This is a genomic window from Pseudomonas sp. CBC3 (assembly GCF_037967085.1).
GTDB lineage: Bacteria > Pseudomonadota > Gammaproteobacteria > Pseudomonadales > Pseudomonadaceae > Stutzerimonas.
This window is the reverse complement of record NZ_JBANEO010000002.1, coordinates 1151650-1163705: the sequence shown is the minus strand read 5'-3', so window position 1 is coordinate 1163705 and position 12056 is coordinate 1151650. Positions and strand designations below refer to the sequence as shown.

Sequence of the window (12056 nt, the reverse complement as noted above, 5' to 3'; positions counted from 1 at the left end):
CCGCCTGGTGCACAACGCTTATCGGATCAATCTGGAGGGTGAATCAATGCGCAAACGGACGCAGAAATTGACGACGCCGGGCACCTCAGACTAACAATGCCACCCCTGCGTCGCTGCGCTCCGACTGCCTGTCCGAATGAACGTGGAACAGGTGTCCGGATCAGCGTGGGCTGAGTGTCCGAATGGCGTGGAATCCGCAATCAGAATGATAAAAGGGAACGTTTCCCTGTTCTGCGTCGGTGATGACTGGCAATCCATATATCGTTTTGCTGGCAGCGACATCAGCTACACCTCCGGTTTCGAAGACCATTTCGGCGCTACCTCCACCATTGAGCTCGACAAGACCTTTCGCTTCAACAGCAAGATCGGTGAAGTGGCAAGCCGGTTCGTGATGCAGAACCCCAAACAACTGGTAAAGACAGTCATCTCACACCAGACTGCACTGACACCGACTGTGTCCTTGGTGAGAACAAGCGTTAATCCGGATGATGCCAGGCTTATGATCGTTGAGCGCATTGCTCAGGTCGCACTCTCCAATTCGTCTGTCTATTTCCTCGCGCGCTTTTCACATGACTTGCCGAAACAAGAGGAGCTTTCTCGTCTCAAGTGGCGCTTCCCTGCCCTGCAATTTCTAATCGACACAATCCATAGCTCCAAAGGTAAGGAAGCTGACTACGTCGTAATGCTCGGCCTATCGAAAGGGAAGTATGGACTGCCGTCAGAAATCGTCACCCACCCCCTGATCGAAGCTTTAGAGCCTGACCGGGAACCCTTCCCTCACGCCGAAGAACGCCGCCTTTTTTACGTAGCGCTGACCCGAGCCAAGCACAGGGTCTACCTGCTCTGCGACATGCGCAAATGCTCTCCCTTCATTCAGGAGCTGGTCAAAAATGAGTATCCACTTGACCTGGATGAATTCACTACCAGCAGTGAGCAGCAGCTTGCACTGGAAGCGGCCTGCCCGAACTGCAAGCGTGGACACCTGACAGCTCGCTCAAACGCTTCTACGGGCAAGAAATTCATCGGATGCACAAATTTCCCCCTCTGCGGGCACACCGAGAAAAGCTGCTCATGGTGCGACGCCCCAATGGAGACAGTGGGGCGATTCAGACAATGCGTGAACGCAGTATGTGGGCGATGGGCGCCCATCTGCCCTGTCAGCGGGGGTGAGATGAAGTACCAGGCTGCGTATAAATTCTGGGGCTGCCTGGACTATCGCAGCAGCGACCCCGACTCATGCCGCCATAAGGAATATGGATATATTGGAGCACCGCCGACGAGGAAGCAGCAGGCCCAGTAGAGCACGCTGCCCTTTTCCTTCGGCGCTGCGCTCTTTGCGCCCCAACCTCTAGGGTCACACCAAGCAGGATGGTTCAGATTACGCGGTATAAGTCTCAAAAGCAGGATCCCGCTAACACCCACGACAATCACTTTTGACAAGGATGAACACATGCCCAACGTACAAAGGATACTTCTACCAGACACAAACCAGAGCCCTGACCATGTCCTGACGGGAGTCAGTGTTGCTGATCGTCTCTGTAAGGCATCCGGCACGCTCGAAGTCATTTTCTTGGTACCCGCCAAAGCATCACTCACATCCGGCGCCCTCCATAAGGCGCTAGGTGAAAACGTGCACAACGCGCTCACCAAAGGAAAGCCTGTGACGCTACCTAGCGGCGCCCAGATGCGCTGCGAAACGATGAAGACCTTGCAGGGGGTATCAAAGCCCTCAGTGCTGATCGCCGTCTTTGCTGGTCAAGACATGATGGACAAAGTCGATTCGCTGAAAAATCTGGTAGCTGTCGTCGCAGTTCCATGGACGCCCGATGCGATTGAAGACTGGACTAGAACTTGGTCACCCAACGTGCTGGGCAAGCCCGCAGAATCCGGAGCGTCGGCAAAGAACACAGCCACACTCATTATTGATCCAGTCGTTGAACAAGCAATGAAGTCACTAACCTCGGCGGCCAACCTGGCTACAGGTGTTTTGCACTCCTCCGACGAAGAGCTGGCCAAGCTCACTTTTAGAATTTTGCGCTCTCGCAATCACCAGGAACCAGCGGGGAACATCAAGCTTTGGGCAATCAAGAATGGCTGGTTACCGGAAGCAGCAGAAAGGCTAGAAGCCTTGGCTGAAAAGGCCTTCGCTTTGCGTACAAAACCGAGGCTAGATAATCCGGTTCACGCCGAGCAGAGCTATCGGCGTTGGACTGAGGCAGCCAAGTTGTAGCAGCGCTACGGCGCAGTTCCCGTTGAGGGGCTGCCTTCACCAAGGAGGTCGCTTAACGCTAAAGCTAGGTCTCATGGACACCAGAAGCGCAGTTGCACATTTGCTGCGCCACTTTAGCAGCTTACGCACTCAGCCTGAAAAACATGACTCGCAAGCAAGCGACCGCTCTCTTCTGGTCGCAGAGCGATCAGTGCTTAGCTGTGGAGCTTCATCAGCGGCGAGGGCCTGCAGGGCTTTGTCGATTGGCTGGAGGCTCCTCAGAGCGTCGTTGATACTCAGTGGTGGGCGGCGGTGACGGAATGCGTGTTTGCTCGTTATTGCTTGGTTTTTGGTTGTCGGTCACGCAATTAGCTCCCTTACAGTGACTAGAACGGCAAGCGCCGCAAAGGCCCCTGCTCCGATTATGATTTCCTGGTACGCCAGATCGAGTGGCTTGGTTTTCTCAGCTACTGTGACCTTAAGTGACTCAAGGGTATCGATGTAGCAATTGTAGATGTGCTTCTTCTGCGCTTCTTCATCTACCGCAATCAGGTATTCGCTCGTTAAACGACAGGACGGCAGATTGGGATAGTCCTTGATGCGAAGCGCGCTCAGCGCATGACCCCAGGCACAGGCGATGGCGAACGCAGCTACGGCGAAGGCGCTGAAGATCATTACAGCCAAGGGTGATCCAAGCTGAAAGATTTCGCCGTTCTTAAGGCCTGCAATTGCGCTGAGGCCAGCGATGAGAATCGAGACCGCCGTGAAGAATCGCGCGCTCTTGTTCTCGACGTGATTGAAACGATCCTGCTCATCCTTAAACCTGTCTTTCAGGTAGGAAATGGTTTCATCCATAAGGCCATCCAGGAGTTGCAGGCATGCTTGCGTAAGGCACGTGAAATAGGGTGTGACAGCTCTCACGTTCGAGGTGGCGCTATGATAGCGTTTTATTGCCCCTTAGGCATCCAACGCCAAATAGAAAGGATTTGACGGGTGAGTATCAGCCTCTATCGCTCTCAGGTAGCGCAGCATCAGCGCACTATCGCCAGGCTACAAGGTGAAAAGGTCAAAAAAGTCAAAGCAGCGGCGGACGCCGGCAAGAAAAGCGCCGATGCCAGCGTGGCAGCCAACAAGGCCTCCTCTGCCTCAACGGTCAAATCCAAGTTACGCGACGTCGAGCGCTACAGCGGCCAGCAGACCAAAGCGCTCTCTGATGTGAGTCAGTTGGAAAAGAAAATTTTCGAGGCACAGACGCGACTCGCACAGAGTGAGCAACGCCTTGCCGAGGCACTCAAACGCGACCAGAAACGTGCTGATGCCGCGCAGGAGCAGCGCCTTCGCCAGATCAATGATGGGCTCTCCCGCCATGATGTGCTTCATGACCAGGCGGCACGGGAAATCGAGAAGCTGAAAGCCTTACCAGAAAAAATCACAGTAGTCTTTTTCGCTGCTGACCCCGGTAGCGACCATAGCAACAGACTCTTACTAGACGAGGAAGCGCGCTTGATTGGCGAGAAAATTAGGGCTTCCGAGCACCGGGCTGCGCTTGAGTTTCACACACGCTGGGCCGTCAGGCCGATGGACGTATTTCAAGCTACCAATGAGCTAAAACCGACCATCGTCCATTTCAGTGGCCACGGCACGAGTGCTGATACGTTGGTGCTTCAGGATGACCAAGGAAATGCGAAGCACGTGGCTCTGGAAGGCATAGTGAGCGCCATGGCGATCGGCTCAGAAGCGCTGAAGTTGGTCTTCTTCAATACCTGCCATTCGCACAATCAAGCCGAAGCATGCATCCGCCATATACCTGCGGCAATCGGCATGAATCGCGATGTGGGCGATTTGCCAGCTCGTTTCTTCGCAGCCCAGTTCTACTCAGCGATTGGATTCGGTCACTCCATCAACCGAGCATTCAGCCAAGCAAAAGCGCTGGTTGCGATGGAGTTCCCTGGTGAGGAGGACATACCAGAGCTCTACGAGCAGGACGATGAGTCGCTAGTCCTTGTTAGGCCTCCCGAGGCGTGATGCGACAGCATGGGGCGAATGCATTTACTAGGGCTGAGGCATTTGATTCGTAGGTGATGCGATGCCGAGAGTAAAGCAGGAAGTGGATGCTGCGCAGTTCATCGAATCCTTACGCGAGGTGACGATCAACTGGGCGCATCGGCATGACTTTTGGTTTGATGCCTGGCTTAAAGATCCTATAGACCACTACAACGATGAGCCACACGAGTCAGGCCCTCTACTTCTTTTGTGCGCAGATGGCCCTATATCGTCGGTTCTTGAGTGGGATGCCCCTGAAGCTCAGGAGCTGCGTTCAGAGCTGGATAGCTTGGGTGTATTTATAGAGTGTGAAACGAGAGGAACTTATGCATTTTACCTTAATGACTGGGAATCAGAACTGCAAAGAGCCTCTTATCGACTAGCCAACTGGCGATGGATCTGCCGTTTAATTGAGGCAGACACCGCAGATGTCAGCGGTGATCTATACAGCTATTTCGCCGATAGGCCAGATGATGTGCATAGGCTGACCCCACGAGAGTTTGAGACGCTGATAAGCAGCGTTTTCAATGCCCGGGGATGGAAAACCGAGCTGGGCCCCGGATCAGGTGATGGTGGGGTAGATCTGCGAATTTGGCAAAGCGACCCCATAGGTGACCTTCTAACCCTCGTCCAGATAAAAAGGCACGCTCGGAATCGGCCAATTAGATTGGATGCTGTCGCCGCCCTAGAAGCGCATGTTAATCGTCAAGGAGCCAGCCGAGGCCTATTCGTCACATCCTCTAGATATCTCCCCGGAGTTCATCGTTTTGCTGGCCCTCAATCGCGGATTATCTTGGCTGACACAACTGATCTGGCTCGATGGTGCGCAGACTCGGCACAAGAGATGCACACCGCCCGGAATCGAGCGCTCGCGCTGACCGAATTGAAACCCCTTTTAGAGCGCATCAGTAAACAGGGAAAAGACCCGCGACTTGTTGTAGGGGGGCTGACCCTCCCGTCGTTCTGCATTGTGCTCAGGGAGTCCAAGACCTCGGCACTTTTGGCACACATCCCCAGCATATTATTTTCTGGTGACATGTATTGGGGGACGTTGGTGCCCAACCTGACTGGAGAGCTCATTCACTCTGAGCACAGAGAAATCGTCTTTCGTGCTATCCGCAAGGAGAAAGACGGACAGGTGTCCTACTGGGGGCACAGAGAGCTTTACCACGTATGGGACGGGAAGCCTGCGCAGATCGACCATTGGGATTGAAAAGCCAGCGATCAACAGAACCATTTGTATAAGTCGAAGTACAGAAGTTCTCTTTTTTGCGAGGCGACTAGTGAGCACTCCGCCTCTAAAGCTTAAGGCATCGCATCGAGCAGCAGCTTTCTGTTACTTAGCGTCGTTCCTCCAGTGTTTTTACTTTGCTCGCGGAGCTGTTCCGTAACACCGTTGCACCTGAAAGGTCGTTCTACGATAGATGTAGATCGGGTCAGGCAAGCGGAGCGCGCAGGCGTGAGGATGAAAGCCCGTAAGGGCCAAGACCGGAGGGCTTGGTTTACGACAGCCGTCCCTGACAGGGGTACGCCCTAAAGGTAGTCTTACCCCAAGAATTCAGACATGCAGAAAGATGGCCAGGGTAAGCACACCTGAACAGTCAGCCGCGTAGGCGGATCACTGCTGTAGTGTGATGTGGCTGGACACGCACGCCATGAAAGCCCAATCCCTGAAGACTGGCTACACTCGATTGTTCGCGATTATGACTTGCTACCTTGGAGGCAACCTATGCCAGACAATATTACACCAGCAACCATTTACTCTGCTTCCAATCCGCGTCAGGCAGGCACCTTCCCTGACTCGCAGCATGACCAGCTTTGGATTGCAGATATCAAGGCCTGCGCTGTAGGAGGCTCCTGCCGGTTGTTTAGGGATGTGATGTTTGTCGAATCGCAGGAGACTGTATACCTCTACGGGCTCGAACACGAGGACGGCCGCCCACGAGAGGTAAAAGAAGAATTGGCTGCCTCTCAGCAACTCTTCGTTGATTTTGTACGAGAGCAAAATGAGCTGTTGCAGGCCAGGATGGGATTGCTCGCTCCGGTTTTCCTGGGGATGGAATACGCCTCTGAAGCTCGTGTGACCGCAGCGTACATGATCCGACGCGAAAACCTCCGATACCTGGCCCTGGGATATCGTAATTATGAGGGCGAGTACGTCAGGGAGAAATTAGAAACCCCGGATGATTGGCTGGACAATGCAAGAGCGATCATCACTTTTGAAGAGCTGAGCGCATCGGATAATTGATGGCTTTCTCGGCAAAATAAGCAATGGCCTGATCAAAACAGTTTGTTCATTCCAGTCCAGCAGCAGTGCAAAAGCCTAAATCGCCTTGGGAATCAGGTTTTGTACGGAGAGTCGTCAAGCGAAGAAACTTTCCGTGCAAAACCTGACAGGTTATTTCTATTGCACCTATATTGTAAAATTAACAGTGCCCAACCTAACTTTCTGATTAAATCGTGCAACCACTTTAGCTAATAGTGACGTGTGAGACTGTATATCGATATACTGAAAACTACTGATGTTATCAATGAAGCTACCTGTCCAGTCATTGTACAAATGTGAAAACAGCAGCATAGCCTTTCCCCAATCAAACGATGCCGGGCGCGGACAATTTCGTTCATCTTTCAATGAAAGCCTGTAATAATCACCGAACTGAATCCGTCTAACCAAGCCGACATTGCCTAGTGTATATCTATACATGCAGCGTGCCTTTCTACCACTGTAGCTCTCATATAGGCCAAGCATAGCAAGATAGTGTAAGTCATTGTCTGCCAATCCATAGCTGAATGAATACGAGACAATTAGCCCAGACCCTGAGTCTATGACAAGACATATAGCCGAAGCAACATAGCTCCGATCATGTCGAATATAGACCCTCAAGTCAGGAATCCAATAAATAGGGAATAGATACGTGTACATCAAACTATCTCCGTCCGGATAGCATCGAAGCGTTAAGCAGATATGTGCTGTGAAACTCCAGAATGATTAGAAGTCGATTAGGATTAGCCACTCTCTGCCAGATGCAGTTAGCCGAGAAAGGAAAATATAGGTCAAAGTCGACTTGCAATTTACTTGCCTCGCACTCATCAATCCAGCCTAACATCAAACCAACCATGTAGAAAGCGTGGCCGCGAGCCATTCCCGTCGAAAGAAATGGTCTCTGATAAAACGGAGTGAGCGGGCCTTTGCTCCTGTAGCCGTCTGAATATTGAACTTCGGCTTTCATAACAGAGGGGTGGACAGTAAAAATATCTTTTGCAAGTACGGTGCGCAGTAGTGCCATCAAAAAAGAGCTAACTTCATCATAGATACCTGCCTCCGTCGCCTCCAAAAGCAAGAGCTTTATACGCTCAGCAACGATGATGCCTAATTGCTGAACATTTGAGGTGGAGGTGAACCAGTAATCCTCTCTTTCAAGATGCTTAGGGTATTGATAAGCATATTCGAAAACATCCATGGTGAACTGGATGGAATTCACTAGTACCATATTAGTGCTTCTCAGAGCACATCTATGCTTTATGCAAAAAGGGCTAAATATTGATCGCCAACTTTTTAAATAAACAGGAAAACCAATACTAGTGACCGCCTCATCCATGCACCGCAAGCAATAGTCAGTTTTAAATTTCAACGGTATGAAGTGAGAGTTCTGCAATCCAAACGTGCTTTTCACCCAATCAATCGAGAGATCATAAACCCTCACAAACTCAATCACTTCTTGTGAGTCAAAGTCAAAATCTAGGTCTACTTCATAGCTTAGCCCTCCATTGTAAGCGTGCATCAAAGGGGATTCTAATGCTTCCTCATAGTCAAGTTCGTAAAGCGCTCGCACTTCTGGATCAGGGAAAACTTCCCGGACGCGATACATCCAAGAAGATAAGACCTCATCATCGTACGGCACAGGAATACAGGATTGATTGAATATAGTCATCGTGTTCCCAATAAGTTTTGAATGCAGTTAGTTCTGAGACGAGGCCCTGTTGCTTTAAAAAATGCTCAACAAATTTTAGGTGGATTCGTTTATATGCCTTATCTAATTCCAGTTCGGCGTGAAGCCTTAAGGATTCCAAGTCTTTTATTACAGTAATTGAGTGATTTGAATTAAGATCATTCCATATACGACTCGCCAGGTCATAATACTCTTCGATCTGAATTTTTAGAGGAACAGCATAGCTTGACCAACAGCTGGCTTGAGCACGAGCTAAAAAGTCCGATACAAGCCTTTTGTCTCGCACAGAAATTACAAAATTCAACCCATCAACTTTGCTGGATATAGTTTGAATTACACCATATACCTCTCGAAGTTCGTATTCATTAGCGATGCAAATATCAAGATCATCAATGAATATAGTCTTACACTGCGACAGAGAAATAACTTTAAGCAGATGCTCTGGTAGCAAGTTTTTGTAAGTTCTTATGCGCCGGACATAATACGCTGCACACAAATGGTCTACGAAATCCCACTTATCGATAAAGATTTGATGACCGATCACCTTGGAAACCAACGAGTGCTGCTTTTGAAGAGCGTTCATGAGAGTACTGATACCACAACCAGCGCTTCCATGAAGCAATATCACCTCCCCTTTGGGGGATAAGATGGCGTCCGATAATTTTTCGGCTATGCGTTCGTGCTCAATAGTGAAATAATGAAGGGCGCAATCGCCCCTCATTATATCCCGAGCTATATTGATAGTTTGGGATGGAGTCATTACTTACTACCTGTCTCCATCGTTATGCAATCAATTCCCTGCAGGCTTGTACCAAGCTCATGGTACATGATGTCCTCGACATCAAATATGTGATTCAATGTGATTCGCTCCGTACCATCAGCAATTGCAGCCCACGCTGAAGCTTGCAAAATTTTTACAATGTTATCGGTAATGCCAAGTGACTTGTTCATGATAGTCAGGCAAAGCTCCTGATCACGAAAATCAGTCGGCTTTTTCAATGGCAGCCGATGGATATAGCTGAAAACAAAGTTTCGGAAGTTCTCACCATTCTCCCAAGACTCCAGGTTATGCACCGCGTAACGACGAGCCAATTGTGCGTCCTCACGCAGGAAGCGTGCTGCATCAGGCACGCCAAACGCGAATACCGATAGTCCATAGGTGGAACCTGAAAGGTTCTTCAAAAGGGAGAGATTAGCTCTCCGCTGGAATGGAGAAAGAGTTAGGGCATCATGTACTTCGTCGATCACAATGGCCCTGATATTTTCGGACTTAATTATGTGCTGGAGCTCTGGTGTGATCATCCTGCTCTGTCGAGCCCTCCGACTCGTATCAAGTCCCATCTCTGAAAGGATCAACTCTTTGAGTCCCATGTTGTCCGCGTTTTGGTGCATTGTTACGAACACAATGCGATTGGGTGATGTAACGTTCCTGGCCTGCAGCTCCTCGATTGAGGATGTCTTCCCTGAACCGCCTCGCCCAGTACACAGCAAACAAGGCGCTACTACTTTCCTCGGCATAGACATGATCATATTGATCTTTTTGAATAGCAGATCTGCCGAAGAATGATGAATAAAGATATCTCTCAGGCATGACATAGCCCTTGCTTCGTCAGTCAACTGGAACAGGTGATGACAACTACAATGAACATGCGATAGATCCATATTACTCTTGACTCCAACCTATTGGGTTGCGTGAGTTGCTTTACGCTGCACAAACTAACCCCTGCCTTTTAAATCAGCATGATTTAGTAATTTGAAATTCAGCCTTGTGCTCAGCGAGCACTGAGCAAAGTGATGACCAACGCCGCGATTTTTTAAAAAGCCGTGCAATTACACTTATTAATGAGTAAATGCCTCGTCAGTAGATTGTTGGCGCAACATCATAGTCAATATTCACAGCTGAGCTTTTTGCTGCGAAACCGCGCCAAGCTTGTTTGCTTGGATCTCGCGTCCCTTTGACAACGGTCAAGTTGACCACACTTCTTCGGTCGGTCTTAGGCTGGTTAGCTTTGCCACGAACAGGCTTGGCAGGCTTCTCTGACTTTGTATTGGTAGTTTCTTTCGCAAAATCGCCGACCAATACTGTCCCGTCTTGATTGTTGCTATCAGCCTGCGCATCCAAGGATTCAGTATATTGCTTCTGATCCTTTTTACCCGCCTGCTTTGCCGCTTGTCGTTTGCTTTGCGACGTTTTGCGCTGAGCGTCAGCTGCAATTTGATCGCACAAAGCTAGCGATGCTGTTCCTTCAGGGCTGTTTGTGCCAGCCCTCTCCCCTTTACACTGTCTTTCTACACGATACTCAGCATAGTCATTGCTTCTGCCTGTCTCGTTTCGATAGACCGGGATTTTTTCATATTTTCCGTCCTTGTCTAAATCTACTAGTAAATAAGACAAGTCATTTGGGTCGTACTTAACGGTCAGCTCGGTACGGATTTTCTCTTGCAAGCAAGGGGCATAGTAGAACCTGCCATTCATTTCAATGCCGCAGTTGCGAATGGTCTTCAGCTTTTCCGGATAAAGCACATATCTGAAATTTTTCTGAAGCCCATCCTCAATCTGTCGTGGTGGTGCATGTCGCGCGAAGTGCTCTTTCCACTTATTTAGTGGTGACATTCCAATAGAACTGTGCTTGCGATCATTGTAAGCATGTATGGCACATAAGAAGTATTTTCTCAGTTCCGAAATCGTGAAGCATGCCCTGCCTTCACTATCTTCATCGCCGCGTTCAATGGTATTCGAATAGGTTGTTCCTCGTAAAAAATGAATATGAGAATTCATCATGGTTCCAATCAGTCGTTCAATATGACCGCCCTGATGCTTTTTTCCAACATCACGGTGCTCAATTTTCACACCAAATCGTTTGAGGTTCGCTTTTATAATTTCAGAACGAAACTCGGCTGCGTTGTCTGCATGGAGCACCTCGGGGATGCCAAACATTGGCCAAAGACTTTCGTCAAGACCATAGCTCGCAAGAAGGTTTCTTTTTGAGAGCACGCAGTTTTCGATTAGTAGCGCGACTGTGACGCCATTTGGCGGAAGCAGTGAAAGATAAAATCCCACAATAGCTCGGGTGTGAATACAAATGGCGAAACTAACCCACGGGCGATCAACAACAGTCCTGTCATCTTCGTCTACTATGATTAGATCCACACGGGTGTGGTCGATCTGTACCCATTCTAGCGGGCGAGTCGTAACTTTATATCCTGGGCGAGCTTCAAACGTATCGGCTGCCTCCGCTTTACCGAGACGCATTTGTTCCAGAAACTTTTTGCCTCTGGATCGCAACCTTCTTCTAACTACGTGGTAACTCGGCCTGGGTAGCCCTCTCTCATCTGCGAGGACGTGAGATTTCTTCCATACACTCTCGATGGTAGCTGCCTTGCCTCTATAACTTTTCACTGCCTCAGCAATTATCTCTTCTACCTCAGCAGAAAACTCCAAAGGCGTGTTGCGTCGTCCCGGCTTTCCGGCGACTACCGCAGAAAGGTCTCCGCCAGATGCCTGAACCCTTCGAATTATTTTATAAAACCCCGAGAGCTTCACCCCTATCATCTTTGCTGCTTCTTTAGCTGCAAGACCTCCAGTAAGAAACTGCTTAATGAAAGGTATCCTTTCAGTTGCAATGTTATAGCGATCAATGCTGTGCGTTGAGCTGCTATTAGATAGCTCTGCAGCAGGCAAAGGAGCCTCGCTTGGCTTCACCGCTGGTGCTTGATTCTTAGCCACCACTTCATGTCCCTCTTCACTGTAGAATGCCAATCCAGTCTGATCCTGGCTAATGGCTTGCTACCGTTACATGGAGCGTGGTCATCACTTTTTAGTTTTCAAAGAGCGGGTGTTACAAACGCCGAGC

At 49.6% G+C, this 12056-nt stretch carries 10 protein-coding genes and 1 pseudogene; 6 read left to right on the top strand and 5 right to left on the bottom strand.

Features of this window, described 5'->3' with window-relative positions; translation table 11 throughout:
* The 3 genes and pseudogenes from V6943_RS12485 to V6943_RS12475 all read left to right on the top strand — a co-directional run.
* Window positions 1-94: pseudogene (locus V6943_RS12485) on the top strand (AAA family ATPase); the annotation flags it as partial.
* 48 nt (window positions 95-142) lie between these two features.
* Window positions 143-1300, top strand: coding sequence for a 3'-5' exonuclease (locus tag V6943_RS12480; RefSeq protein WP_340553668.1), 1158 nt, complete (start codon window positions 143-145; stop codon window positions 1298-1300).
* A gap of 150 nt (window positions 1301-1450) precedes the next feature.
* Window positions 1451-2230: a hypothetical protein gene (locus V6943_RS12475; RefSeq protein ID WP_340553666.1), complete on the top strand. Its 780-nt coding sequence runs from the start codon at window positions 1451-1453 to the stop codon at window positions 2228-2230.
* Window positions 2231-2569: 339 nt separating this feature from the next.
* On the opposite strand, the gene V6943_RS12470 is transcribed toward V6943_RS12475, so the two are convergent.
* Window positions 2570-3064, bottom strand: coding sequence for a hypothetical protein (locus V6943_RS12470; RefSeq protein ID WP_340553664.1), 495 nt, complete (start codon window positions 3062-3064; stop codon window positions 2570-2572).
* 138 nt (window positions 3065-3202) lie between these two features.
* Between V6943_RS12470 and V6943_RS12465 the strand changes: the two genes are divergently transcribed.
* The 3 genes from V6943_RS12465 to V6943_RS12455 all read left to right on the top strand — a co-directional run bounded on the left by V6943_RS12465 (window position 3203) and on the right by V6943_RS12455 (window position 6500).
* On the top strand, window positions 3203-4234 hold the full coding sequence (locus V6943_RS12465; protein WP_340553662.1) for a hypothetical protein: 1032 nt from the start codon (window positions 3203-3205) through the stop codon (window positions 4232-4234).
* A 61-nt stretch (window positions 4235-4295) separates the two neighbouring features.
* The gene (locus V6943_RS12460; RefSeq protein ID WP_340553661.1) at window positions 4296-5465 is read left to right on the top strand and encodes a restriction endonuclease; all 1170 of its coding nucleotides are present in this window, start codon (window positions 4296-4298) and stop codon (window positions 5463-5465) included.
* 516 nt (window positions 5466-5981) lie between these two features.
* Complete coding sequence (locus tag V6943_RS12455; protein ID WP_340553659.1) at window positions 5982-6500, top strand: hypothetical protein; 519 nt, start codon at window positions 5982-5984, stop codon at window positions 6498-6500.
* Between the two features lie 679 nt (window positions 6501-7179).
* Here the strand turns inward: V6943_RS12455 and V6943_RS12450 are convergent.
* The 4 genes from V6943_RS12450 to V6943_RS12435 form a co-directional block, all read right to left on the bottom strand.
* Entirely contained in the window at window positions 7180-8184 is a 1005-nt protein-coding gene (locus V6943_RS12450; RefSeq protein ID WP_340553658.1) for a hypothetical protein, read from the bottom strand.
* Window positions 8141-8962, bottom strand: a complete 822-nt coding sequence (locus V6943_RS12445) for a hypothetical protein (protein ID WP_340553657.1) — start codon at window positions 8960-8962, stop codon at window positions 8141-8143. The genes V6943_RS12450 and V6943_RS12445 overlap by 44 nt, the downstream gene beginning before the upstream one ends.
* Window positions 8962-9798: a TniB family NTP-binding protein gene (locus V6943_RS12440; protein WP_340553746.1), complete on the bottom strand. Its 837-nt coding sequence runs from the start codon at window positions 9796-9798 to the stop codon at window positions 8962-8964. The genes V6943_RS12445 and V6943_RS12440 overlap by 1 nt, the downstream gene beginning before the upstream one ends.
* A gap of 262 nt (window positions 9799-10060) precedes the next feature.
* Window positions 10061-11962 carry a Mu transposase C-terminal domain-containing protein gene (locus V6943_RS12435; RefSeq protein WP_340553655.1) on the bottom strand — a complete coding sequence of 634 codons (1902 nt, stop codon included), beginning with the start codon at window positions 11960-11962 and terminating at the stop codon, window positions 10061-10063.
* Between the last annotated feature and the right edge of the window lie 94 nt (window positions 11963-12056).

Coding starts and splice junctions, on each gene's coding strand:
- V6943_RS12445 (WP_340553657.1), bottom strand. CDS start 8,962: ATGACTCCATCCCAAACTATCAATATAGCTCGGGATATAATGAGGGGC.
- V6943_RS12470 (WP_340553664.1), bottom strand. CDS start 3,064: ATGGATGAAACCATTTCCTACCTGAAAGACAGGTTTAAGGATGAGCAG.
- V6943_RS12455 (WP_340553659.1), top strand. CDS start 5,982: ATGCCAGACAATATTACACCAGCAACCATTTACTCTGCTTCCAATCCG.
- V6943_RS12475 (WP_340553666.1), top strand. CDS start 1,451: ATGCCCAACGTACAAAGGATACTTCTACCAGACACAAACCAGAGCCCT.
- V6943_RS12450 (WP_340553658.1), bottom strand. CDS start 8,184: ATGACTATATTCAATCAATCCTGTATTCCTGTGCCGTACGATGATGAG.
- V6943_RS12440 (WP_340553746.1), bottom strand. CDS start 9,798: ATGTCATGCCTGAGAGATATCTTTATTCATCATTCTTCGGCAGATCTG.
- V6943_RS12460 (WP_340553661.1), top strand. CDS start 4,296: ATGCCGAGAGTAAAGCAGGAAGTGGATGCTGCGCAGTTCATCGAATCC.